We start from the raw sequence: 26,029 nt of genomic DNA on the forward strand, positions 1-26,029 counted from the left end.
CTCCGGAACAATTTGACAATTTATAATTCACAAATTAACATCATGGTAAATCTTGAATGGTACAGAACTTTTAAAGCTATTTATAAAACCGGAACGTTGACCGGAGCTGCAGATTCACTGTTTATTTCCCAGCCGGGAGTGAGTCTTCATTTAAGTTCTTTGGAAGCGTACGTAGGATATAAATTATTCGACAGAACCGGAAGGAAAATGATTCCGACGGAAAGAGGAAAAGTGTTGTTCAATGCGGTTTCTGAACCGTTGACAAAACTGGAAGATGTTGAAAAGAACTTCCAAAAATCTACAGAAAAACACACACCGACAATAAGTGTGGGAATGTGTTTTGAGACGTTTCAGACGACTTTGGAACAGTATGTTTCGACCTTGCCTTTTAATTTGATTATTAGTTTCGGTGAATATCCTGAAATGCTGGATCAGTTGGATAAAGGGATTTTAGATTTAATTATTACCCCTAAAAAAGGGACTTCGCCTAATATTTTACATGAACCGTTTTCTTCAGAGCAGATTATTTTAGTCGGGGGTAAAAATGTAGACACCGAAAGCTTCAATGAAGTAGTGGCCACAAAAGGTCTGGAGCATGTGGAAGAATGGCTGAAACAGGAAAAATGGTACGGTACAACGGGAGATATGGAGCATCTTTTCCAGTTTTGGATCCTGAATTTTGGGCATAAGCCGAATTTCCGTCCGAATTATATCGTTCCGAATTTAAATTCAATCATCCGATGTCTGAAAGGGGGTACAGGATTGGCTGTTGTTCCGGATTTTTTATGCAAAAATGAAATTGAAAGCGGCGAGGTAAAACTGATTTGGCAAGGTGAGAAAAAGTTAGAAAATACATTATATTTCGGATTCAGAAAGAAGACCAATTATGCTGAAGAAATTGATCATATCAAAAGTTTATTCAGAAAAGTGATGAGTAAGGATGAGACTTTGATGGTTTAATTTTTTCTTTTTTACCCCACAGATTTTACTGATTTACACAGATGTTGTGTGCAAGTTGGAGATCTTAACTGTCATTCTGACACAGCCTGGAGGGATGCGAACGGAGTTCAAAGAAGCTCAAATTACTTTTAGAGATTCTTTATTTCATTCAGAATGGCAATCTTTTAGTTTAGTAAAAAACGTTTATATTGATTATAGACTCATGTGAATAATGGGATAATCTTTTCCGGAGCCATCTTTTTCGGATCTTCCGATTTGTTTGAAACCAAATTTTTCATAAAACCCGATAGCCTGTAAATTTTGTTCATTCACATCAACTTTTGTTAAATTGGTTTTTTCCTTCATGAAGTGATATAATTCTTTGCCAAGACCTTTTCCACGCGCATCATTATGAATGAAAAGCATTTCCAGATTTCCTTCCGCAACGGATGCAAAACCTTTCGGGTTTTCATTTTCAGTAATTAAATAAACTTCAAGATTGGGCAAATAATCTCTTGGAATTGCTTCTTTAAAATAATTAAAATCTTCTTCGGCTAAGAAATCGTGAGTTGCTTTCACTGCAGATTCCCAAATTTCCATAATTCTTGGATAATCCTCTGATGTGGCGAGTCTAATTGAGTGCGACATTATCTTTAAAATTTTTATAAAAGTAAGAAATAAGAATAAACTTTAGAAATAATGAATAGCAAACCCGCACAAGAAATGCGGGTTTTATTGTAAATGGAATTGTAATATAAAACTATTCTTTAATGAATTTTTTGCTTATATTTTCTTTACCTCCAGTTAGGTTTAAGAAATAAATTCCTTTTTCAAGGTTGCTGGTATTTATTTTTGTAGTTAATCCGTCCAATTTCTGAGTATGAATTGTTCTTCCTAAAACATCAGTAATTGTAATCTTCATAGTCGGCGTAAAATAATCAAGTCTTACATTAAGACTTTCTTTTGCGGGATTTGGGAAGATATTAAACTTTATATCTTCTGTTACTTCACTGGTTGCAAGTATATTATCAGGAGCCAGTTTTACAATCCAAACATCATCGCTTCCATGATTTCCTGTTACATCGCCATTGTTTGAATTTGAACTTCCTGCAATAACGTAACCACCGTCTGCTGTTTGAATAACAGAATTAGCGCTTTCACTTCCTGAGCCTCCTAAACATTTTTGCCATAAAAGATTTCCTGTAGCGCTTAATTTTACAGCCCAATAATCGTAAGAAAGAGGGGCTTCTCCACCACCTGTATTTGAAGGGGAATGATAACCTACGACCTGACCGTCGTTTGAAGTTGTATGTCCTACAGCCAAATATCCACCATCGGTAGTTTGAATTATAGAATATGCTTCATCTACTTTAGTTCCTCCTAAAGCTTTTTGCCACTGAATATTTCCGTCAGAATTTAATTTTACAATCCATGCATCTGTTCCGTCGTGATTTCCTGTTACGTCTCCATCATTAGAAAAAGCATGACCTGCTACAATATATCCTCCATCAGAAGTTTTTACAATAGACCTCGCTAAATCTTGATGTGATCCTCCTAAAGATTTTTTCCAATAAATAACGCCACCGTCAGTATTTAATTTCAATATCCAATAATCTTTTCCCCCGTGGTTTCCGGTTACATCACCATTGTTATTTTCGGCATATCCTGCTACTACATATCCACCATCGTTGGTTTGAGTAATAGAAGTGGCTCTGTCGTCTCCTGTTCCTCCTAAATTTTTTTTCCACTGAACATTTCCATCGGCATTTACTTTCACGATCCAATAATCTACATAGCCGTTATTTCCCGGAACATCTCCATTGTTTGAAGAAGAGTTTCCTGCAAAGATATACCCGCCGTCTGTTGTTGGGATTATTTCATTAATGACGTCATAATTTGTCCCACCAAAAGTTTTTTTCCAATAAATAACTCCTGCATCAGAATTTAATTTTAAAATCCAGCCATCTGTAAGCCCATGATTTCCTGACACATCTCCATTGTTTGAATCAGTAGTTCCGGCAACCACATAATCACCATCACCCGTCTGAATGGCAGAACTTGCATAATCGTTTCCTGTTCCTCCCAAAGATTTTTGCCATTGAAGATTTCCTGTTGAACTTAATTTTAAAAGCCAGTAATCAAAACTTCCGTGATTTCCGGTTACATTACCATTATTTGAATTAGAACTTCCGGCGATCATAAAACCACCATCTGAAGTTTGAATGATAGAGCTCGCGGATTCATCTCCTGTTCCTCCTAAAGATTTTTGCCATTCTATGGCTGGAGCTTGTGCGATAATAGCGTTTGAACACAGAATACCTATAAAAGGCAGCATTTTCTTGTAATTTAATTTCATGGTTTTTTATTGAATTAGAGGCGCAAATATATAATTTATAAATGAAAAACCCTTTATTATTTATGTAATAGCAACAATTATAAAAAAGTAAAATATGTAATTAAAAATAAAATCTTAAGTAAAATTGGTAAGCAAGAATTTCAAAATTTTATCGGAAATTTGTCTTACTTTAAATTAAAAAATAAACAAAATATTATTGATATGGGGCAAAAGACATATGCAGGACAACCTGTAATTACATTAAACAACGGAGTTGATATTCCTGCACTGGGTTTTGGTGTTTGGCAGATGGAAGATTTGCAGGAGTGTGAAAATGCGGTTATCAAAGCGATTGAAACGGGATACAGAATGATCGATACAGCTTCGATTTACCAAAATGAAACAGCTGTCGGAAATGCTATCAAAAATAGTGGAGTAAACAGAGAAGATTTGTTTGTGACTTCAAAACTTTGGGTTCAGGATACAGTGTATGAGAAGGCGAAAGGAGCTTTCCAGAGAACATTGGACAGATTACAGCTGGATTATCTGGATATGTATCTTATTCATTGGCCTTACTCTGACTTTGTTGGGGCTTGGAAAGCGCTGGAAGAATTATACCATGAAGGAAAAATCAGGGCAATTGGTGTCTGCAATTTTACAATTGAGAAAATGGAAGAGCTGAAAGCGAATTCAACGGTTTTACCAGTCATCAACCAGATTGAATTGCACCCGATTTTTCAGCAAAAAGAACTTCAGGTTTATAACAGAGAAAACAATATCGTTACACAGCCTTGGAGCCCTCTTGGAAACGGAAATGCTGGTTTATTGGATAATTCAGAACTAAAAACTATTGCCGCAAAATATCATAAAACAGTTGCTCAGGTTATCTTGAGATGGCATTTACAGGAAGGTTTCTGCGTGATTCCGAAATCGGTAACACCTTCCAGAATTGAAGAAAATTTCAATGTTTTTGATTTTGAACTGACAGAAGACGAAATGAATGTTGTTCGTTCTCTAGATACAGGAAAAAGACTGTTCTTCGATCCGAAAGATCCGGTCTGGGAAGAGAAAATGTTGAAGGCTGTGGCGGATATTTAATTTTTTCAATATATAAATGATTAAGAAGCAATGAATTATTGCTTCTTTTTTTGTGGCATTAATGTAAAATAAAGCTTAACTTTAATCATCAAATTTAAAATGTTAAACCATGGAAAACAAAGACAAAAAATCAACATCAGTAAATGAACAAATTACGGATGCTGTAACTCAATCCAACGTGAAAGCTGTGGGAGAAGCTCCGGCAATTGCTTTAGGGAATGTATACCAAACAGCAGCACATTCAACAGGAATTATGTTTGAAAATGCTGTAAATAATCAAAATCAACAGAATATTTTGGGACAGGCTGCAACAACGCAGGGAGTAATGCAAATTTATAGTTTGGATACAGTTGCTGATGCAGTTTCTATAGCGCAAATGATGAATCCCAATGGTCGAAATGCGGAATCATCTTCTAAAAATAATGATAAAAAAGAGTAATTTTGCATGAATAAACTTACCATTGAAAAAGAAATGATCTCATTTAATTGATTTATTTTTGTTGATTTTAAATCAGTTCAAATTAATTATGGGAAAAATATTTCTTTCGGTTATTTTATTATCAATCATTTCTTGTAGCAGCGATGATGAGGTCCAAAATTCAGGAGACAAGCCTGCAATCGTCGGAAAATGGTATATTGAGAAAAGTGAAATATATAGATCATTAAATCCGCAGATCCAGACTTTTTATTCAACAGACTGCGAGAAAATGAGCACTCATGAATTTACTCCGTCTCATGTAATGTCGATTACTTTTGCGCAAAGCAATAACACCTGCGTGAAGACAGATGCCGTAGCAAGAAAATATATGTTTGATAAAGGAAATGGTAAATTTTGGTATGAAGGCGAAGAAAATTATCCGTATTTCGTCACTAAGCTTACTTTAAGCGATATGGTAATGGAAGACAGAACTCAAGATTTTGACGGTGACGGTATCAAAGATATACTCAGACGTTTTTATAAAAGAATCAATTAAATAAAAACTCCTTTCAAATCGAAAGGAGTTTTGTTTTATATATAAAATTATTTTGTCAAATCCAGTCCTCCAAAATTTCCGGAACTCATCATCAGAAAAACACCTTGTGTTTTATCTAACAAATCCCAGTAAGCGTGAAGTTCTTCAGCGTTTGTGAAAACTCTTAAATTTTCATTTTTGAATTTTTCTTTGATGAATTCAGGAGAAATAGGTTCCATTCTTTTGATCTTTAAAGCATCTTCAGAATAGAAAACGATCGCTTCATCCAAACCATCCATTGCATGGTCATATTGTTCTAAAAACACAGGATTCAAGCTAGAATAAGTATGCAATTCCAGGAAACCGTATTTTTTATCTTTTTTAAATTGTTCGTTAAAGGCTTTTACTGCAGCTTTTACCTTGCTCGGCGCGTGCGCAAAATCTTTATAAAGTGTTCCTTTATCTTCTCTTTCAACTTTTTCAAAACGTTTTGAAGCCCCTTTAAAACTCATAATCGCTTCATAGAAATCTTCATCCATAATGCCCAATGTGTGACAAATATGTCTTGCCCCTTCAAGATTCAATAAATTGTGGGCCCCAAAAACAGAAAGCGGAACATCGCCCATTTCAGTTTTTAAATGAACTTTTCCGTTCACAATTTCGTACTCGGGAGTTTTATAAGGAATTTTTCTGAAATAATTTTCAGCTGCTTCCACTACTTTTACCACCTCAGCATCTTCTTCATTGTATACTAAAACTCCGCCTGCGGTGATGCTTGCAACAAATTTTCTGAACTGCTCAATATAATCATCAAACGTTTTAAAAACATTGATATGATCCCAAGCAATTCCACTTAATAAAGCGATATTCGGTTGATATAATAAAAATTTCGAGCGCAAATCGATAGGAGAGGAAAGATATTCATCACCCTCCAATACCATAAAATCATTATCCTGAGAAAGTTTAACCATACAATCGAAACCTTCCAGCTGAGCTCCTACCATAAAATCCACTTCTTTCTGATGGAAATTCAAGACGTGAAGAATCATTGAAGTGATCGTCGTTTTTCCATGAGAACCAGCGATGACAACTCTTGTTTTATCTTTTGACTGTTCATACAGAAATTCAGGATAGGAATATATTTTTAAACCCAGTTCTTTTGCCCTTGCCAATTCAGGATTGTCCTGATGAGCATGCATTCCGAGAATTACAGCATCAATATCAGACGTAATTTTTTCCGGAAACCAACCCATTTCTTCGGGTAAAATTCCTTTCTTTTCCAGCCTTGATTTTGACGGTTCGAAAATAGCATCATCCGAGCCTGTTACCTGATATCCTTTGTCTTTTAATGCAATCGCAAGATTATGCATAGCGCTTCCGCCGATTGCGATGAAATGGGTCTTCAATTGTATTTACTGTTTTTTTACATTAATATTAATGAGTTCCTGAAAAGCAGAGGTGATGTTTGTCCAGTTGGTTTTAAAATTGGGCATTACTGCACTGGCATCCGTCTTACTGCCTTCATTCGGACCTTTTTTTACGTTAATAGAAGTTGTGATATTGTCGTATATCTTCTGATGATCTTCCTGTATTCTTCTGAAATTGTTTTGGGAAAGTGTCTGGTCCAATTTTTTCAGATCTTCATCTGTAATTTTAAAATCCTGTTTGTATTTTTTCCCCTGGCCTTCGAAAGAATACATTGCATTGTTTCCTTTGATGAGTAGATTCTCATAGATTGGTGCAAAACCTCCGCTTTTTGAATAACTGATATCAAAGTCCGAATATGCTTTCTGGCTGTTACATGATACTAATACTATGAGGGCGAATAAGATACCTATTATTCTTTTCATAATTTTTCTGCTTTAATTATCCGAGTCTTTTTGTTCTAACTTTTTAGCTTTTAATTCTTCATCATAATGGTGCAGTAGGTTGAAATCTTCTGTCTGCTCTATGGCAGTCATAATTTTATGCAGGATTTCAGGTGCTTTTTCATTGTCATAATCAATGTCAAGCGGTGCTTTGAACTCCATGGTAGGCTTTACGCCTGTTACCTTTACGCGGAGTCCTTTTTTATCAAACGCTCTTCGGAATCCGTTGATTTTAATAGGGATTACGATCGGGCGCTGGTTTTTTACCAGTTTTGCCGTTCCTCTTCGTCCCTGTGCAAAAGCAGAAGTAGTACCCTGAGGGAAAGTCGCTACCCAGCCGTTGTCAAGAGCTTTCATAATATTGTCCACTTCGCTCATATCCACCATTCTGTTGACATTTTTGCCTTCAGCTCTCCAGGTTCTTTTTACGGTAACGGCACCTGCAATTTTAAAAATTTTAGGAAGAATCCCTTTATTCATGGTTTCTTCTGCTGCTACATAGTAAAAATCGATCTTTGGATTCAGCAGATAGATCGGGTTTTTTATGGTATTTAAATATCCGTTATTCACAGAGCAGAAGGCATGATACATGGCTGCCACATCTGCAAAGTAAGTCTGATGGTTGGATACAAACAGAACATTGGAATCCGGAAGATCCACAAGATGCTCGGTTCCGGTTATTTTTAATTTATTAAAGCCATTGAATCTTCGGTAAGATACAACTCCCAAAATAAAAATAATTAACCTTTTTAAAAAATAAGGAGTTCCGAACGCGTCGGTAAAAATACTTTTCTTCGCCATCTCTCAATTAAACACGGTACTGCAAAGTTACATTTTTTTCAGCAACTGACTGAATTCGCTCAATATCATCGCTGTAGCTCCCCAAATGATATACCCGTTGAAATTAATCACCGGTACTTCATTTCCTCCTGCGCTTGGCAATGCCATAATTTCAGGCTGATCGGGAAGGTTTAAAAAACATGTAATCGGAAATTCTATCACTTCCACTGCTTCGCTTTGCTGTAAAATAAATTCCGGATTCTTTTTGGTGTAAGAAATATAAGGATATACGTAAAAATTGCTTGGCGGAATATAGATCGGCGACATTTCCCGGATAATTCTCACATAGTGTTTCTCGATTCCGATTTCTTCCGACGTTTCCCGAACAGCTGTCTCCGCAAAATCCTGATCCATTTCTTCACGTTTTCCGCCGGGTAAGGAAATTTGCCCGCTGTGTCGGTCATGTTCGTTAATCGTTCTCTGAATTAAAGGGAAATGCCATTCATCATTTTTCAGATACAAAACAATGTTGACTGCTGCAAATTTCGGATTTTTCTCCAAAACTTCTTCATAGGTAAAAACAGGCCGTGCAGGCGGAGAGAAAATTCCGTGAGCGTTTATGCCTGGCAGTTCCGCAGTTTTTATTTTTCGTAATAAATCTTTTCCAAAACTCATTCTCAAATTTAGGAATTTCTTTTGAAGGATGGAAGAGTGTGAAATGTTAATTAAATGTAAAAGTAAGGTGGGGTATGAAGTTGCGAAGTAAAATATTGTTTACTCAGTTTTTTTATTTGAGTCTTTATTTCTTCGGGTCTTCTTCGGAAGACCTTCGGATAGGCTTCGGAAAAAAGGTACTTTTTTCGAAGGAGTGTCGAAGAACTCTCTAAGAAAACATTAAGAATTATTTTGTTTGTACATATTTGAAAATTATTAAAATACGACATGTTTTGACGCTAAGGGTCAGGATATTTGTATCAAGATAATTAAGAAGAATACTATTATAAAATAAGTTAATATATGTTAATGTTGGATATTATTTTTTTCTTACATTTGGGAAATAATGACTAAACCATGAATCAAAATAAATTTCTTTTAAAGAGTTGAGTTATTGCTGATTAACAGACATAATTTTAACTTAATGTATTACTCTTCTTTTTATATTTCAATAACCGCTACAAAACAATTTTTTATGATTAAAATCTTCTACAGGAGAATTTTCGCAATGATTGTATTCTCATTTTCATTCTCTGCATATTCACAATTAGTTGGCTCGGATGCGGGTCCTTGGGAGAAATCCAATTCTACGCTTCGTGAAGCAACCCGGTGTCCGGATGAAAATTTGTTGAATTTTCACTGTGGAATAAAGGGTAAATCTCTTAAAAAATACATTAAATACAGCAAAAATAAAAGCCATACGCTAAGCTTGGTTCATACTTCAATGGAGGATGAGCTTATTTGGGAAAATACTGACCAGAATACTTCCTTAAGTAATACACATTATAATAAAGGTAAAATCATTAATGAGGTTGGTAAGAGACCGAGTATTTTTTCTTATACCGGAACTGCAGATCCTCACAATAAGAAAAGCGACAGTTTAAAAATCAGATTTCAGGATCAAAACTTGTATGAGATGATTTTCTTTCCAAGGAAAGTAAAAGCAATGGAACTTAATAAACTTCATTCCTATCTCTCCATTAAATATGGAATTTCTTTAGAGAAAGGAAAATACTATGGAAGTGATGGAAAAGTGATTTGGGATCCTGAAAAGCATAAAGAGTATCATAATCGATCCACGGGATTAGGTAGGGATGAAGCCAATGAATTGTATCAAAAACAATCGTCTAATCAGGCTGACCAGTTTTTAGCAATCGGAATGAATACTATATCAAGAACTAATTTTGAAAATCCGACTACAATTGAGAATAACAATTTTGTGATCTGGTCGGATGACAACAACGGTATGTCTTTAAAAAATGAAAAAGATTTGGATATTCTGGAAAGGAATTGGGAAATCAATTTTATAGGAAGCAAAATTCAAAAAACCGATTATAGTGTAAGAATTATCAAAGAAACTCTTAATCCGAGATCTTTACCTATTTCATATTGGATGCTGATTAAAAAAGATAATGGAGAAATCAAAAAAATTCCGGGAATTGAAAATGAAAAATATGTTTTGTTTAATAAGGTAGATTTTCTTGATGCTTTTGATTCCGGTAATAAGGCACATTTTACTTTTGCAGTAAGTCCTTTGAAAGACTCAAAACCTACGGACGGAAATCATAATCCGAGAACTGAAACCCAATACAGCCAGAGTGATCTTTCATTGGATTATGAAAAGATTTCTTTATATCCAAATCCTGTTAAAAAAGACCAAAACTTTACGATTGTTTTCCCTCCGATGGAAAATCTGGTAATCTCCATCTATGATGCTGGTGGAAGGTTGGTTAAATTGGAAAAGATAAGCCATACGGCCAGCTCATATGTTCATCACCTTCCGATCCAGAGTTCATACCTAGTTACTCTTACACAAAACGGAAAAATTATCAAAACGTTCAAACTAATTGTTGATTAATAGCAATCATGAAAATACAAACTAATAAATCGTTTTCTTTTAAAAGATCAATATCTATTGTTTGCTTCTTTGCCAGCATGTTTATATTTGCGGGCTTTACAAAAGAAGACCGACAGAAGGTGAGATCCTTTAAGCTACGAATGATGGATAAATATATTTATCATTCGGAATCAAATGATGTAAACTTGCCGGAATATTCGAAATCTAAAAATCAAGGTCATAGAAATCCTGACATCATTGAGAAAACAAATCAAGATAGTTTTCCAAATAAAATACTGTCTAATACTACATTTTATGGGAATGAGAATTTAGATAATATTTTTGCTTCTGAAGAAAAGCAGGGAATTATTGGTGAATTTTCGGAAGATGAATCGGATAATGTTTCTGATAATTTCTTTACTATTGTTATTCCTGAAATAAAAAAACAAAATACTAAAGCATATTTAGTATATGATCTTTTTGGGCTGGATTCTTATCATTCGGTTTCAAGATCAATCAATAAAAATATTGCTTTTGGAGGAGACATTATTGTTGCAAACAGCAAGTGGAGTCTTCAAAAAGAAGAAATTGCTTTAAATTCTTTAGAAAAAGGAAAAAATACAATTCTGTTTACTTCTTCTCTTAATGGAGTAAAATATAAGGTAAAGAATGTAAAAATTGTTTTTGAGAATAATTTTAAACTGTCTGATAATATCTCATCTTTATTATCAGGGAATAATCTTTACATAAAAGGAGTTGAAAACGGATCTGTTAATATTAAAGGTAAAGCTGTTTCATCGGTAAAAGGTGAATACGAAGCCTTATTGAATCTTACAGAAGAAGACAAAGACAAAGGTTTTGTTACCATTACGACCTCAAACGGAATTAAAGAATATAAATTTCCTGAAAGCAAGTCTTCATTCAAAACCCTGAGTGAGGAAAGGTTTGCACCTCTTGTCATTAATATTTCAAAAGATGCAGAATATACCAATACGTATGAAGGTACTACAATTTCGGTTGAAAAGAATTCTGTAGAAAATACTGCCCATGTTCAGGTTTTAAAACTTAGAAAAAAAGATTATCCTGCTATTTCGAGAGAGATTAAAAGTATGACTGTAAATTCTGGCGCTTACCGTTTAGAAAACCGTTCGGGAGAACTTACAAAAAGTATGATTTTCTCTTTTCCATATGATGAAAAGAAATTGGGAGCAAGGTCTGCAAAAGAATTAAAGGCTTTTTATTTTGATTATACATCAAAAAAATGGAAAGTTGATCCTACCAGTAAAGTAGATACCGAGAAAAAAGTAGTTATCGTTGAGACGAAAGGAGATACAGATTATATTAATGGTGTAATTTCCGTTCCTGAATCTTCACAATTGGAAGCTTTTGCCCCTACAAGCATTAGCGGATTGAAAGCAGCAGATCCTACCGCAGGTCTCCAATTGATGGAGGTTCCAACAGCAACACAAAAGGGAGATGCAAATGCGAATTATCCGATCCGCGTGCCTGCAGGTCTTGGCGGTCTTCAGCCTTCACTGTCAATTGGCTACAGCAGTGGAGGAGGAAACGGCTGGATGGGAGATGGTTGGAATATCAATGGTTTGTCGGCTATTACAGTGGATACAAGATGGGGAACGCCAACTTTTAATAGCGATAAAGAAACAGAACTATACTCATTAGATGGGGAAATGCTGGTATATCCCAATACCTATTTACCGCACAGACATAATGATGTTAGTGAATCCAATACAGCTATTACCACCGAAAAGCAACTTAGAACAGCTTATACTGATGCAGGTAATAACCAAGTGAAAAAATTCTATCTTAGAAAAAATCATGATTTTACACTTATTGAAAGAATAGGAACAAGTCCGTCTAATTATACGTGGAAAGTAACTTCTACTGATGGAACTAAAAGATATTATGGAGGGTCTGGGGATTCCGTACTTTCTGGTGTGGGAGGAGTCGCACATTGGGGATTAAGGCTAATAGAAGACGCGCATGGAAATACTATAAAGTTTACTTATTATAATGAATCTGCTGGAGGTGGTACTTTTTTTCAAGTCAAAAAAATTGAATATGGAAAGAATTATGATTATACTGTAAATTTTAACAGACAAGTAAGTATTACTAGAAAAGATATCAGTGTTAATGCTAAACAAGGCTTCGCACGGGTAGAACCTTATTTACTCAATGATATTGAAGTTAAATATAAAACTGAGCTTGTCAGAACATATAAAATGGATTATATTGAGGGAGAGTTTTTTAAAACTCTTTTAAAAAGAATTTATATCGTTCCAAATAATCCCTGTACTACAACCTTACCAATGAATAAAACAATAGCTAACAAGGAGAGGGATATGGATGATGGAACTGGAGGTAATGGCGGAACTGATGGTGGAATTGAACCTACCTGTAATGAAATTTCAGATAGCTATACTTTCGAGTACTATAATGATGTAAAAGACGGACAGGGAAATGTTAGATTATTTGGTGCTGATACTTATATTAATTTTCAAAATGATAAACAAGCATACTCAGGAATAATAAATAACCTAAAACCTTCTAAAATTAATGGAAATATCAGCTCTGAAACAGGAATAAATTTTAGACCTGCTGCGGGATTAAATTTTTATACTCCTTCTAGTGATGCATACGGACATTTAATGTTTGGATTTCCTTTTGGTAACTCTAGTTCTAAAGCCAGAAATGCGCAACAGCTTGTGGATTTCAATGGAGATGGAATACAAGATATGATTTATAGAGTTCCTAATGAGGGGTTGTTTTTAAGAACGGGGCAATTGGATTCTGGAGGAAATCTAAGCTTTTTAGGATCAAAATTCATAGGTAATTATAATGGAGGCGATTTTTCATTTACAGAAACAAAAACCACGAGTTCAGGATGGGATATGGGAGCGATTATTTATAGCCGTTCACAAATAGGCTCATCTTCTACCAGTACTACCAAAACATACCTTACCGATGCCAATTCGGATGGATTGATGGATATTGTAAATAACGGAGAAGTTTGGTTTAATAAATATGATACTGTTTCAGGAAAATCTGAAATGACCAAGTATTCCGAATATACAGAAAATATGGTTGTAAAAGCGAAAGCCATACAGAGCCATGTGATCTGTCCGGATCCAAAAGAATGCCCTATAGATCCCGAATATCCGCCCACTCCAATTGTTGATGTTGTAAAAGTGTGGATAGCACCGAAAGACGGATATATCAGATTTATAGATAATATTGTAATGGCATCGTATGGGACAATTCAAAATCCTCCACAGAGGATTTTTTATTCTGTAGAAATTCAACGTCCTGCTCCATTAGGAGTACAAAATAATAATGGAAACGGAAGAATTTATTTAACTGAGTTACATGCAGGAGACCCGATGCAAAATATCAACATTAGACGATATAATGATTATTATACTTCTATGCAATCATTTCCAGTTAATGCGGCTATTAATAGTTCAGAACAGCTATATGTAAGAAGTGGAGATAAAGTGTATGTAAGATTACATAAAAATACAGTTCAAGATTATCCCATAACCTCCGATCCAAATATAACTTATGTTGATACTAATGGAAACGACATTCCAAATACTTTTGAACTTTCACAAGGGTCATTTCAATTAAATAATGGAACCTATGGAACAAATATGCTCTTAAATAATCTTATTGCACCAATTTATCTTGATGCCCAAGGAACAGCAACAATTAATGTAGAACGTGTTTTGTTAGGTGCTACAACCGATAAAATTACTTTTAGAATTGTAAAAGAAAATGCTGTTACGGGAGTAATTACCAATTTGGTACCTCCACAGGTATATCCGCAAAATGATTTTCTGTTTTTTACAGTACCTCAATCTCTGACTTTGGACGTTAATCCCTCTGAGCCTGTATATTTGAGATTCATAGTAGAGTCAGATTCACATACTAATTTTTTATCTAGTTGGAATGGTAAAATTACTGTTGATTATAATGCAGTTACAACGGCCAATCCGAATACCCCAAATGTAAGTGTTAATTTCTCAGCTATTCCTGAGTATCCATCTTTTGCTGTAACACAATTAAAATCAAAATTAGATATTTACAGTATTCCTAATAGTATCTTTTTTACATCAGATCATAATTTTGGTATACAGATTAACAAAAATATTACCAATTTTTCAAATCTGGGAACTGGATCATTCTACTATATTATAAAAAAGGGAAATCAGGTTCTTGGCAAAAGAAAAGTTGTTGTCTCACACACCAATAATATTCTTATAGAGAAGGATATGGATACCGATGCTGATATTTCGGGGATCCTTCCAGTTAATTTTTTTACGGGGAATCCCACGTTAGCTACTGTTGGCACTGATCATTTGATAACGGTAGAGGTATACTGCAAAACGGGAGGAGACTACGCTTTATTTAATAAATATACAGAGTATTTTTCAGGAAATCCTTTCAATGTTTATTATGATGATACAACGATGTATGGATCTACCTCGGCAACGGCTGTTAATACAGCAATGTATAATACAAAAACTCCTTTCTTCAAAAATTGGGGACAATTCTTATATAAACCTGGAAGTTTTTATGATTACACTTATGGGAATGTAATTGAAAACTCTGCCTTTTCATCTGCTGTTTCTACACAGAATACTTATACTGCATGTCAGACAATAACTAATAATAATGCTGCTTTAGCCGAATGTATTTTAAATGCTACCAGCAATCCTAATTTAGGTAATAATACTGTTTCTCAATTAGTAGCTCCAATGAAACCACAGCTAACAAAGAGTGGGCGAGTTTCATTGGGAAAATGGGTAGGTGCAGGACCTAATCAATATTCATCAACATCAGGTTTTCAGGACGACGATACAGTAAGTTATTTTTCTGACCCGGTTTCTAATGTTCCGGTTCCAACACCTGCTACTTATACTTCAGGGCAGTTGTCTGTGGATACAACGATGAAATCGATCAATAAAATATATAAAAGCAGTTCAAAAAATACAACCAATGGCTTGAGCTATGGGATGGGAAGCGGTGGAAATTCTGAAACTGTCCTTTCGGGAGATCAGGGAAGTGTTGAAACACAAACCTTCTCAGATCTTAATGGAGATGGATATCCGGACATCATATATCCGGCGTCTGTTCAGTTTACTAATTCTACAGGAAGTTTGGAAGATGTAATGAGCTATAATACAGGAGATTTTCCAACAAATTCTGCGAGCTATCAGAGGATGAATTCCTTAGGTTTTTCTTATAATGCATTCTCTGTAACAGGAAGAATAGGAGCACAGGGGTCTAACGGAACGTCTACTCAATCTGACACAGGATTACCATGGTCGGGAGGAGGATCAGTAAGTGCAGGTATGAATGATTATTATGATTCATATGATTCGGGAAAAACATTCTGGATGGATATTAATGGAGATGGACTTCCAGATAGGATAAAAAATGGCGGGGCATCCAATATGGCAGTAGCTTTAAACTTTGGAAAGAGTTTAGGTGGATATACTCCGGTCGACAACTTAATTACCTACCGATCTCATCCTAAGGGAAGCTTTAGTATTGGCATAGGCGGAGCTTTGGGAGCTTCGGCAAATCTAGGTGCATTAAGTAGTTTCGGTTTTGGAATAAGTGCTAGTGCAGGAGCATCTGCTTCAAAAGGAACTGCAGAGGTAGTATATGAAGATGTAAATGGTGATGGGCTTATTGATATTCTTGAAATTGATAATTCTAACAATTCTACTTCAGTAAGATATAATTTAGGAAATAAATTTAATACTGCCGTTCCTTTGGTAAAAAGTGGAGGAAATATTGATTTTACTGATGAAACGCAATCATTTAACGGATCTCTTTCTTTCGGTGGAAACTATATGTTTAATATAGGACCTATTACTCTTATTCCCCCAGTAGTAGCACTGATACTTTGGATTAAAGCAGGAGCAGGAGCAACAGTTAATTTAGGGATTAATGTTTCTGAAACGAAAAAGGCATTTAAAGACATGAACGGTGACGGATTCACAGATGTTGTTCAGGATACTGACAGTGGATTGGTTGTTAATTATTCATTAATAGGAAGAACCAATAAACTTAAATCAATTACCAATACATTTTCAAAAGGAAAATACTTGGTAGATTACGGATTTTCCAGAGCTAATTATAATAACCCACATGCTAAGTTGGTTGTTAACAAAATTAGTGTAGTAGAACCGGATGTATTTTCTGCAAATTATACGACAGAATACGGGAATAAAATGCAAACCAATTATACTTTCCAGAACAGGAAGTATGACAGAAGAGAAAGAGACGATTTTGGGTTTGGTATTGTGGTAAAAGAGGAAATGAATAGTGGCACAGTTGCAAGGACTTCTACTGACTATTATTTTACCAATAGTTATTTATTGAGTGGATTAATTAAGCAAAGTACAGTACAAGGAGATGGCGGAAGTTTGATGTCAGATATAAAGTACAATTATAAACTTAGAAAATTTATCAATGATACATCAGAGATCGATTTAAGTTCAGATTTACCTTTAGATTATGACAGTGGGGGTAGGGAAGGTAGAAAAATGGGCATCGCTCTATTAGATGAAAAGGTAAAAACGATATTTGAAACAGGCGGTAGTATTACAACGACTGAAAAGTTTTCATATACACCGGAAGGTCTTATTTCAAAGTATCAATACACTAGTCCTTCTGCAACATATAATTCTAATATCACCTATCAGGCAGTTGCTAACAATATTATTGGTATTCCTGTACTTGTTGAAGTATACGACGGAACTGCAACATCCACATTGCTGAGAAGAAGAAGAGCTTATAATATCAATTGGAATAACGGTAACGTAGGTACATATGCGGTTTTTAACGGGACTAATGAAAGTGTTACCGATGTAGAATACAATTCTGTAGGAAATGTGAAAAAAGTGACCTATCCTGAAAATAACAGTGCACAGAGGTATTTCGTTGAGTATACCTATGATGATACTGAAACAGGGAAATATGTTGTTCAGGTGAAAGATGTTTTCAATATCCAGTCAACAGCAAAATATAATCCGCTTTTTGATGTAGTAACGAGAAAGGTAGATACAGGAGGAAATGCCATGGTATTTTATTACGACGGCTTTGGAAGAACAAAATCCATTATGGGACCTAATGAGATTGCAAGTGGTTCTACTGTTCCTACCATTAGGTACAGATACTGGCTGGATCATGCAGGAATACCGAATAATGATGCGTCTGTAAAAATTTATAGAGCTTCAACATCTAATTTTGATCCTCAGTATGCTGGTATAAATAATACCATTATGACAGATACTTACTCGGACTTCCTTGGAAGAATCGTACAGGTGAAAAAAGATATTGAATTCTATGGTGCTGAATCCAGATCAATATCGGGAAGAACAGTATATGACATTTTGGGAAGAGTGATCCGGCAACATCATCCAACAGTGGAAGGAATGGGAAATCAAAATTTAAATAGTAATTCGCTATCCTCTCCTTTTACCTCTTCAGCTTATGATAGCAAAGACAGGGTAATTACCTTTACGGATGAAGACGGGATTGATACTAATACAACGTATGCTATCGACGGCGACCTGCTTAAAACGACAACCGAAATTTCAAATGAAAAGTCGGAATCTTATACCAATGCAGAAGGTAAGATTGTACAAAAAGATGATTATCTTAATACGCAACCACTGACAACTGCTTTTAAGTATAATACCATTGGGGAGCTTGTCAGTGTAAGAGATCCTGAGGGGATTGAAACTCAGTATTTCTATGATCTGGCAGGAAGACGTAAAAGCCAGATCCATCCGGATAAAGGAACAACTCTTTATGAATATGATCTGGCAGGAAATGTTATCAGATTATCAACAGATAATTTGGTGAATGATTCCAGCATCAGCACACATCATATATTTTATAAATATGATTACAATAGGCTTACAGGAATTGTATTGCCGGATTTACCTTCCGGGGACCCTAACCCAAATGAAGTGTATTACGAATATGGTCTTTCAACAGCAGGAAATAACGCCGGAAGAATTGTCTCAAAATATGACGGATCCGGGACAACCTCTTACGCGTACGGAAGAATGGGAGAAGTACTTTCTGAAGAAAGAACAGTAGTAGGACATAATATACCCACCATGTATTTTAAAACCTACTTCAACTACGACAGTTGGAATCGTATTACAAAGATTAAATATCCGGATGATGAGATTGTTTCTTATCATTATGATTTGGGAGGAAATCTTAAATCTGTGAATAATAACTTCGGAGAAACCTATATTCAGAAGATTGATTATGATGGCTATGAACAGCGCACTATGATTAAATACGGAAATGGGACTTCCCAAAAATATACGTATAATATTCAGAATAGAAAGCTGCTGTTCTATAACCTGATCAATTCTTCCAATCAGCCGATGCTGAATAACATCTACGGATATGACGAGTTTAGTAATGTCACTACAATTAAAAATGATGCTTATCCCTTGTCTAACGGAATGGGAGGAGTATTCCATATGGATTTTACTTATGATACGTTGAACAGACTTGGAGGAACTTCAACAAGAGATACTGTTTATCTGGAAGATATGGGCACTCAGCCTGTAAATCCTGCTTATATGGCTCCTACAAAAAATAATATTGAAATGGAGTATAATAATGCAGGCGGAATCATTAGAAAAAAACAGCATCATGAAAGAGATCTGACAGTCATTCCTGAAAATACCTATCAGAACAAATACAAATATGTGGACGGAACCCATAAGGTGGAAAAGGTAATGGATAGCTTTACAGGAAATGAAGAGTCATTTGTCTATGATTATAATGGTAATGCTGTGAAGCACAATGACAGTAATGGCACAAGATCTATGTTTTGGGACGAACAAGACAGGTTGAGAGCCTTTTACAATGACAACACAGGAATATACCAATACTATACCTATGACGATAAAGGTGAAAGGGTAATTAAGTATGGGCTGGAAGCTCCGGCACAGCTATATCAGAACGGAGCTCCTGTTCAGATTGATGATCTTAAAATGCTGGAATATAAAATTTATCCTAATCCTTATGTTACGGTAAGCTCTTCAGGACAGTATACAAAACATTATTTTGAAGGTTCCAAAAGATTTGCGAGCAGGGTACTGGATAATGCAGCCATGTTTGAAGATCCGAGTATTCTGAATAAATCTGCAGCAAGCAAGACTGAAGAAAAAACACCGGATACAAAATCTGATTTCAGAGCGTATCTTGAAAAAGCAGGGCTTGGCAATGATATTTCTATAGAATTTAGAGAAATGTGGCAACGACCGGATTTATACTATCTGCATGGAGACCATCTGGGAACTGCTACATTTGTGACCAATTCTTTTGGTGATGCAACACAATTTTTCCTAAATTTACCATTCGGGGAAACAATGTTGGAGCAAATGGATGGTTCTTACAACAATCCGTATAAGTTTAATGCAAAGGAATTGGATGAAGATACAGGATTGTACTATTATGGAGCGAGATATTATAATCCAAGGTTGAGTATTTGGTATGGTGTTGACCCGCTGGCGGAGAAGATGCCAAGCTGGTCGCCGTATGCTTTTTCATTCGATAACCCGATAAGATATGTGGATCCCGATGGACGTGAAGCAACTGATTGGTATCGTAATAAGAAAACCAATAATATAGAGTGGAAAGATACCAATAAAGAGGTTAAAGGTTATGAACATTTAGGTAAGAGTAATACAATTGGAGCTTCTGCGGATGGTATTGATAGGATGTATTATTTACATGCTAATGGTTCTGCCACAGTAAAAACAGGTGATGCTAAAACTACTATTTTTCATGCAGAAGGTGGCGAATCTTTAAGTATGATTTCAGGTGGTACAATTACAACTTCTCAAACAAGCGTAAGCGGTTTGTCTGTTCAAGGTGGAATTACTTTTGCACCATTAATTGCACCTGGTTTTACTCTTTCAGCAGGATATGTTAAAGACTCCTATGGAGATGGAAAATTTTATTACTCGTATGGCAAAGCTATAGGTCTTAATATAGGAGTAGGATTTGATTTTACGCCAATTAAGACAACAGATAATGAGAGATTATTCAAAGTGGCAGATTTTGAAGGTTATGGGAATGCATATTCTGGAGGTATAGGCGCATCTGTTAGTTATGGTGGCACAACAGATACAAATACAACCTTTATGCAAAATATTAATCCAAATGCATGGGGCAAGAATAAGAACGGATATACTACGAATGGTGTTGGTTATGGTATTGGTTTAGATGCAGGTGCTGCTTGGACAAGAACAAATACAAAATTTTTCACCCCATATAACAAAAAGAAATGATGCTTTTCAATAAAAAATATCCTCGTTTAATCTTAGTTATATCCGTTATTATTTTAAGTGTTTTTACTTTTATTTTTATTTATTTTAAAAATACTCCAATAAATAATGAAAATCTTAATCAACTTCTTTTTAAAAAGATAAAAGATAAATCAGTTAATTCTGTAATTACAAATAAAAGTATTGATTTTAGTAACCATGGAGCTACATATGTTGTATTTGGAAGAGATAGTTTACCAACCCATACAGGTTGGGATGAAAAAATTGAGATAGGAGATTCAATAATAAAACCAAAAGGTTCTCTAAAGTTGGTTATTAAAAATAATTTTAAAACAGACACTTTGGACTATGAAAATAATCAAGAAGAAATACTAACAACTAATTTCTAATAAAAAAGAGGCTATCTCACTTTTGAGACCGCCTCTTTTTTATATTGCAAGAGCCTTAGAAAGCGTTTCCCCTGCTGGTGCGAGTGTCTCGCTCGTTCCAACAATAAACCAAAGCCACTCTTCAAGGTGGCTTTGGTTATTTTACAGTGTTGCAATATTTTGTTGCAGATAAATTTTAAAAATTTTTGAAATGAAAGTTTCAATAAGTTTTAAGAAAATATTTTTCTTCTCTATTAATTTCGTTAATAAGCTTTAGATTATCTAGAGAATATGGTGTAGTGTTGCCAATTTTCAAGGTGATGCAACACAATTTTTCTTAAATTTACCATTCGGGGAAACAATGTTGGAACAGATGGATGGATCTTATAATAATCCGTATAAATTTAATGCTAAAGAATTGGATGAAGATACAGGACTGTATTATTATGGAGCGAGATATTATAATCCAAGGTTGAGTATTTGGTATGGGGTTGATCCACTAGCAGTAAAAATGCCGAATTGGTCGCCGTATGCATATACGTTTGATAATCCAGTAAGATTTACCGATCCAGACGGAATGGCACCGAAAGATATAATTTATTTAAATAATGATGGTAGTATTAACAGAGTTGTTAATAATGGGTCTAAATATATTACCTTGGTTCATAATAATAAATCTTTATTACTAGGAAATCTTCCCATGTCGAATGCTTATGGGTTTAATATGAAAGCAAGTAAAAATGTTATTGCCTATTATGCTTCAAAAATTGGGGCGACAAATATTAGCACGACATCGGAAAGAAGTAATAACTCTACCGCATATTATAACAATGATGGAGGTATTGTTTTTAATGCTCAGAAGAATGGCTATCTTCATCCTATGGTAAACAATAAATATGATTTAATGAATATTACATATCATGAAAACATGCATAAATACGACGATTATCATAATATTGAATCTTCAACTTTTTATTCTCATGCCGTGGTTGCTAATAAAGCTGTTAGTCATTGGACATTTAAAGAATCATCAAGAGCTCATCAAGAAGGTGAAGTGGGATATTTTTCACAATTAATAATGAATTCATATTATCAAGAGGGAAATACAGAAAGAGCAGATGATTTAATAAAAGATTTTAATAATAACAATTCAGGTTATTCATTATTATTTGATAAATCAGATGGAAAAATGTACATCAATACCCCAGATAATAAAACTAAATCTATAATATATGAAAAATCTAATAGTGCTCCTAATCTTAAATAGTTTTTTATTATCTAGCTGTACCAAAAGTTCATTAGAACAAAAAATAACAGAAAAAAATAGTTTTTGGTATATTTACGCATCCAACAAAGAAGAAAACATTTATGAAAATATTAATTATGGATACAAATTTTATCCTGATGGAAGTATTGATTATAAGGGTTTTGATTTTTCAACCAACTCTTTAAAGAATTTCAGAATGGATGACGTTAAGCAGATTATGAAATGGAATTATCAACAAAAAGATAATGTTCTGAAAATAGAAAATAAGACATATGATGTATTAAAGTTTAAAGAAGATACTTTAATATTACAATACTCCAATGACAAAAAGAAAAGGATTTTAATTAATCTACAAACTAATAATCCAACTAAACTAAAGTCATTTAGATTATAGAATAAAAAGGCTGGGTAATGTATCAAATTTAGTGATGATGGTTTTTATATAATTAACTCATTAAATTTCAACAATTATTAAAAATGTATTATTAACAACACGAGTAAGGTTCTTTACTCGTGTTTGTTTTGACTGAAAAAAACATATCCAATTGATTGAAGATCATTCCTTGTGTATCAGATTTAGTGATAGTGATAAAATAAAACTTATTAAAAAAATTCTCAGGGCGAGACAACACAATTTTTCTTAAATTTATCTTTCGGGGAAACGATGTTGGAACAGATGGATGGATCTTATAATAATCCGTATAAGTTTAATGCAAAAGAATTGGATGAAGATACGGGGCTGTATTATTATGGTGCAAGATATTATAATCCAAGGTTGAGTATTTGGTATGGTGTCGATCCACTAGCGGAGAAGTATCCAAGTTGGTCGCCGTATGCATATTGTGGAACAACCCTATTAATTACATTGATCCTGATGGAAATTTTAGATTACCAGCAAATGCTACGAAAGAGGAAAGAGCATTATATACAGCGGCAATAAAAACTATAAAAGCGGTGTTTCGAGATTCAGAATTTCGAGAAGCGTTTAAAGACAGATTTAAAGTAAATGATAAAATGATACAGAAAATGCTCAAATGGAGATGGGCCCCTTGTTATAATGAATGAAAGTTTACTTGATTTGGCGAGTTTTCATCCAGATCATCCCAATGTTATTAAAATAGATTCTGGCGTAGTAAACACGGTTTCAAAAAATAAAGGAAATAAAAAGTATATTGATAATTTAGCAGAAATAATAATTCATGAAGGTGGTCATTGGGCAGACTATGCAATTGACCATGTTTCCAAGGAACAGGACCCACTTTTTAAGAAGAGTCTTCAATCAAAAGGTGTTAAGGGTGATATAGGAGATAATTGGGAAATTATTTATTTTGGAACAGATACTCAATTTTCTGCTTCTGATCGTGATATAATTAGTGAAAAGTTTGATGGATTTAGGAGGAATAATGCTGCAAAAGATTTTAGGCAACAACGTGAAATCAGGGACTTGAATCACAAAAAATGCCATCTGTTTTAGATAATTATAAAAAACCAAAAGATAATTTGCGAGTAAGACCATATTATTAACCCAAAATCCCTAAACAATATGAATTTTAAAACTAAAATAGTTGTGATTTTGTTATCCTCTTTATTACTTACGAATTGTAAGGAGGAAATGAAAAAATGTGTAAGCCAATCTACCGATACTAATGTAAAACTATATAATGATTTAACAGATCAGTTGATACCTTATTTTTTTAGAGAAGATTATTTAGGTGAAAAAAGATATTTTGATAGTTTAAGAGTTCACGATGAAGATTTATATATCGAAGAGAAGACAAAAGCCCACAACGAAATTTTTAATCATCGTGAAAAATTTTGCAATTTGTATATAGATTCTACTAAAAATAAAAATACAGATTTTGCTACAAGTAGTAAAAATTTTATTACAGGCCATCCCGAAGCTCATATAAATCACAAAAAAAGTAGGAAGGAACTTTTAAAAGAATTTTCCAATAATACAGATATTATTAAAAAATTAAGTACACGAAGTTCTATAAAAGCAAATCAATTTAATTTGTGTACCGCAAAAGTCTTGGATCTGGCAGAGTATGATAAACATACAAATGAATGTGAGATAGGTGTTGTCTATTTTTCAGAGATTGTATTTGATCCTTCTAAAAAAAGAGCATTAGTTTTTGTTGACCATCATATAAAAAAAGATTATTACGGTAGAAATGCTGTATTTAAACTAAGATTGCATGATAATTATTGGGAAATAGAAGATTATACGATATTGTCAACTTCCTAATTTCCGGCTCTTTTCTTTTTTTTTATGAAATTTAGAAGAAGAACAACACAAAAGCCAACTTTTTAGGAGTTGGCTTTTTATATTAAAGGTAATGCCCGCTACGCAAAGTCTCTCGACTTTGAGCAGATAAAAATAAACCCACTATTTTGCGGTGGATTTTATTTTATTTAGCAACCCGCTATTGCGAGCATTTTCCTCGTCCACTTGAGCCTTACTAAAAAGGTTAACATAGATTAAACAATATGTAATCCGAAGATATATTTTATTTCTTCGGATTTTTTATGGCGAATCTGAGACAAATATAGTCTTCCTGTAATTTGCTAATCCGTAAATCACTCTTCCACAACAAATCCCCGCTTCCTAAACCCCGTCGGCGTCACACTTTTAATCCTCTTAAAAACCCGATTGTAATAAGGAATATCACTAAAACCGGAAGCAATACAAATCTCTCCGACAGACAGTTTCGTTTTCAGCAGCATTTGGCAGGAAGATTCAATTCTGAATTCTGTTAAATAGGTGAAAAAAGATTTTCCGGTCATTTTTTTGAAAAAAACGCAGAATGAAGATTTCTGCATTCCGACAGATTTTGAAATCTCTTCCAGAGTGATATTTCGCTGGAAATTACTTAGAATAAAAAGATAAATTTCCTGCATTTTTTTCTCTTTCTTGTTTTCAATGACGGGTCTTCCGACCACTTGCATATCTTTACAGTAAGAAATTAATTCTAATAATTTAATAAAAGAAGAAACCCTTTCAATACTATTTTGATGAATCATAGAAGTCATTAAAATTTGAAGTTTTTCCAACAGTTCATCTTTAAAAGATACTGCATTTTCATTATTTTGAAGTTCAGAAATAGGGTTGAAAAGTTCAGGGAAAAGATTTTTACAGCTTTCCAGAAAATCATTTTCAAAAACAATGGTGATGTTTTCAATTTTTCCTTCACGGTCATGAACTGATTCATCAAAAGACCAGCAGTGCGGAATATTGGGGGGAATCAGAATAACTTCTCCTTTCGAAAAGTTTTCCACAACGTCACCAATAATTCTTGCACCGCTTCCGGTGATAATATAAGACAATTCCCATGTTTCCTGTTGATGAAGGGGAACCTGCTGATTCCATTGGATATGAACGTGATCGAAGTGGAAAGTATGGGTTCTTGCTTTTGGATAATATTTTAAATTTTGCTTCATTTTAATAGTTGAAATCAGGATAATGTAAATATAAGACAATAATAAAAAAATATAAAACAATCCTTTTGAGACAA

At 34.3% G+C, this 26,029-nt stretch carries 19 protein-coding genes; 12 read left to right on the top strand and 7 right to left on the bottom strand.

Annotation, left to right across the window (positions count from 1 at the left end):
• Positions 1-42 precede the first annotated feature (42 nt).
• Positions 43-960, top strand: coding sequence for a LysR family transcriptional regulator (locus BUA89_RS00415; RefSeq protein WP_072952654.1), 918 nt, complete (start codon positions 43-45; stop codon positions 958-960).
• A gap of 192 nt (positions 961-1,152) precedes the next feature.
• Here BUA89_RS00415 and BUA89_RS00420 read toward each other — a convergent pair whose 3' ends face one another.
• Entirely contained in the window at positions 1,153-1,587 is a 435-nt protein-coding gene (locus BUA89_RS00420; RefSeq protein WP_072952655.1) for a GNAT family N-acetyltransferase, read from the bottom strand.
• A 112-nt stretch (positions 1,588-1,699) separates the two neighbouring features.
• The gene (locus BUA89_RS00425) at positions 1,700-3,295 is read right to left on the bottom strand and encodes a T9SS type A sorting domain-containing protein (protein WP_072952656.1); all 1,596 of its coding nucleotides are present in this window, start codon (positions 3,293-3,295) and stop codon (positions 1,700-1,702) included.
• A 201-nt stretch (positions 3,296-3,496) separates the two neighbouring features.
• Here BUA89_RS00425 and BUA89_RS00430 point away from each other — a divergent pair, with 201 nt between their 5' ends.
• From BUA89_RS00430 to BUA89_RS00440, 3 genes are all read left to right on the top strand, one after another.
• Entirely contained in the window at positions 3,497-4,372 is an 876-nt protein-coding gene (locus BUA89_RS00430) for an aldo/keto reductase (RefSeq protein ID WP_072952657.1), read from the top strand.
• A 109-nt stretch (positions 4,373-4,481) separates the two neighbouring features.
• Positions 4,482-4,811, top strand: coding sequence for a RebB family R body protein (locus BUA89_RS00435; protein ID WP_072952658.1), 330 nt, complete (start codon positions 4,482-4,484; stop codon positions 4,809-4,811).
• A gap of 88 nt (positions 4,812-4,899) precedes the next feature.
• A complete protein-coding gene (locus BUA89_RS00440; protein ID WP_072952659.1) occupies positions 4,900-5,346 on the top strand; it encodes a lipocalin family protein in 447 nt (148 codons plus the stop codon).
• Between the two features lie 47 nt (positions 5,347-5,393).
• Here the strand turns inward: BUA89_RS00440 and BUA89_RS00445 are convergent, their stop codons facing one another.
• From BUA89_RS00445 to BUA89_RS00460, 4 genes are read right to left on the bottom strand one after another with little or no spacing between them, the layout of a single operon-like run.
• A complete protein-coding gene (locus BUA89_RS00445) occupies positions 5,394-6,731 on the bottom strand; it encodes a UDP-N-acetylmuramate--L-alanine ligase (protein ID WP_072952660.1) in 1,338 nt (445 codons plus the stop codon).
• A gap of 6 nt (positions 6,732-6,737) precedes the next feature.
• Positions 6,738-7,175, bottom strand: coding sequence for a hypothetical protein (locus BUA89_RS00450; RefSeq protein ID WP_072952661.1), 438 nt, complete (start codon positions 7,173-7,175; stop codon positions 6,738-6,740).
• Between the two features lie 12 nt (positions 7,176-7,187).
• On the bottom strand, positions 7,188-7,994 hold the full coding sequence (locus BUA89_RS00455; RefSeq protein WP_072952662.1) for a lysophospholipid acyltransferase family protein: 807 nt from the start codon (positions 7,992-7,994) through the stop codon (positions 7,188-7,190).
• Positions 7,995-8,021: 27 nt separating this feature from the next.
• Positions 8,022-8,648, bottom strand: a complete 627-nt coding sequence (locus BUA89_RS00460; protein ID WP_072952663.1) for an NUDIX hydrolase — start codon at positions 8,646-8,648, stop codon at positions 8,022-8,024.
• 514 nt (positions 8,649-9,162) lie between these two features.
• Here BUA89_RS00460 and BUA89_RS00465 point away from each other — a divergent pair.
• The 8 genes from BUA89_RS00465 to BUA89_RS00500 all read left to right on the top strand — a co-directional run bounded on the left by BUA89_RS00465 (position 9,163) and on the right by BUA89_RS00500 (position 24,762).
• Entirely contained in the window at positions 9,163-10,545 is a 1,383-nt protein-coding gene (locus BUA89_RS00465; protein ID WP_178362409.1) for a T9SS type A sorting domain-containing protein, read from the top strand.
• 8 nt (positions 10,546-10,553) lie between these two features.
• Positions 10,554-20,882 (top strand): SpvB/TcaC N-terminal domain-containing protein, encoded by a 10,329-nt coding sequence (locus BUA89_RS00470; RefSeq protein WP_083531559.1) that lies wholly within the window; start codon positions 10,554-10,556, stop codon positions 20,880-20,882.
• On the top strand, positions 20,879-21,268 hold the full coding sequence (locus BUA89_RS00475) for a hypothetical protein (protein ID WP_072952666.1): 390 nt from the start codon (positions 20,879-20,881) through the stop codon (positions 21,266-21,268). The genes BUA89_RS00470 and BUA89_RS00475 overlap by 4 nt, the downstream gene beginning before the upstream one ends.
• Before the next feature lie 268 nt (positions 21,269-21,536).
• The gene (locus BUA89_RS23025; protein ID WP_262487532.1) at positions 21,537-22,514 is read left to right on the top strand and encodes an RHS repeat-associated core domain-containing protein; all 978 of its coding nucleotides are present in this window, start codon (positions 21,537-21,539) and stop codon (positions 22,512-22,514) included.
• A complete protein-coding gene (locus BUA89_RS00485) occupies positions 22,480-22,908 on the top strand; it encodes a hypothetical protein (RefSeq protein ID WP_072952668.1) in 429 nt (142 codons plus the stop codon). The genes BUA89_RS23025 and BUA89_RS00485 overlap by 35 nt, the downstream gene beginning before the upstream one ends.
• Positions 22,909-23,178: 270 nt before the next feature.
• The gene (locus BUA89_RS00490) at positions 23,179-23,454 is read left to right on the top strand and encodes an RHS repeat domain-containing protein (RefSeq protein ID WP_072952669.1); all 276 of its coding nucleotides are present in this window, start codon (positions 23,179-23,181) and stop codon (positions 23,452-23,454) included.
• Positions 23,455-23,571: 117 nt separating this feature from the next.
• Complete coding sequence (locus tag BUA89_RS00495; RefSeq protein ID WP_072952670.1) at positions 23,572-23,988, top strand: hypothetical protein; 417 nt, start codon at positions 23,572-23,574, stop codon at positions 23,986-23,988.
• 69 nt (positions 23,989-24,057) lie between these two features.
• Positions 24,058-24,762, top strand: a complete 705-nt coding sequence (locus BUA89_RS00500; protein ID WP_143152231.1) for a hypothetical protein — start codon at positions 24,058-24,060, stop codon at positions 24,760-24,762.
• Between the two features lie 332 nt (positions 24,763-25,094).
• Here BUA89_RS00500 and BUA89_RS00505 read toward each other — a convergent pair whose 3' ends face one another.
• Positions 25,095-25,955, bottom strand: a complete 861-nt coding sequence (locus tag BUA89_RS00505) for an AraC family transcriptional regulator (RefSeq protein ID WP_072952672.1) — start codon at positions 25,953-25,955, stop codon at positions 25,095-25,097.
• Between the last annotated feature and the right edge of the window lie 74 nt (positions 25,956-26,029).

The sequence above is a fragment of the Chryseobacterium arachidis genome (assembly GCF_900129245.1).
Classification (GTDB): Bacteria; Bacteroidota; Bacteroidia; order Flavobacteriales; family Weeksellaceae; genus Chryseobacterium; species Chryseobacterium arachidis.

Coding starts and splice junctions, on each gene's coding strand:
- BUA89_RS00415 (WP_072952654.1), top strand. CDS start 43: ATGGTAAATCTTGAATGGTACAGAACTTTTAAAGCTATTTATAAAACC.
- BUA89_RS00420 (WP_072952655.1), bottom strand. CDS start 1,587: ATGTCGCACTCAATTAGACTCGCCACATCAGAGGATTATCCAAGAATT.
- BUA89_RS00425 (WP_072952656.1), bottom strand. CDS start 3,295: ATGAAATTAAATTACAAGAAAATGCTGCCTTTTATAGGTATTCTGTGT.
- BUA89_RS00430 (WP_072952657.1), top strand. CDS start 3,497: ATGGGGCAAAAGACATATGCAGGACAACCTGTAATTACATTAAACAAC.
- BUA89_RS00435 (WP_072952658.1), top strand. CDS start 4,482: ATGGAAAACAAAGACAAAAAATCAACATCAGTAAATGAACAAATTACG.
- BUA89_RS00440 (WP_072952659.1), top strand. CDS start 4,900: ATGGGAAAAATATTTCTTTCGGTTATTTTATTATCAATCATTTCTTGT.
- BUA89_RS00450 (WP_072952661.1), bottom strand. CDS start 7,175: ATGAAAAGAATAATAGGTATCTTATTCGCCCTCATAGTATTAGTATCA.
- BUA89_RS00455 (WP_072952662.1), bottom strand. CDS start 7,994: ATGGCGAAGAAAAGTATTTTTACCGACGCGTTCGGAACTCCTTATTTT.
- BUA89_RS00460 (WP_072952663.1), bottom strand. CDS start 8,648: ATGAGTTTTGGAAAAGATTTATTACGAAAAATAAAAACTGCGGAACTG.
- BUA89_RS00465 (WP_178362409.1), top strand. CDS start 9,163: ATGATTAAAATCTTCTACAGGAGAATTTTCGCAATGATTGTATTCTCA.
- BUA89_RS00470 (WP_083531559.1), top strand. CDS start 10,554: ATGAAAATACAAACTAATAAATCGTTTTCTTTTAAAAGATCAATATCT.
- BUA89_RS00475 (WP_072952666.1), top strand. CDS start 20,879: ATGATGCTTTTCAATAAAAAATATCCTCGTTTAATCTTAGTTATATCC.
- BUA89_RS00485 (WP_072952668.1), top strand. CDS start 22,480: ATGAAAAATCTAATAGTGCTCCTAATCTTAAATAGTTTTTTATTATCT.
- BUA89_RS00490 (WP_072952669.1), top strand. CDS start 23,179: ATGTTGGAACAGATGGATGGATCTTATAATAATCCGTATAAGTTTAAT.
- BUA89_RS00495 (WP_072952670.1), top strand. CDS start 23,572: ATGAATGAAAGTTTACTTGATTTGGCGAGTTTTCATCCAGATCATCCC.
- BUA89_RS00500 (WP_143152231.1), top strand. CDS start 24,058: ATGAATTTTAAAACTAAAATAGTTGTGATTTTGTTATCCTCTTTATTA.
- BUA89_RS00505 (WP_072952672.1), bottom strand. CDS start 25,955: ATGAAGCAAAATTTAAAATATTATCCAAAAGCAAGAACCCATACTTTC.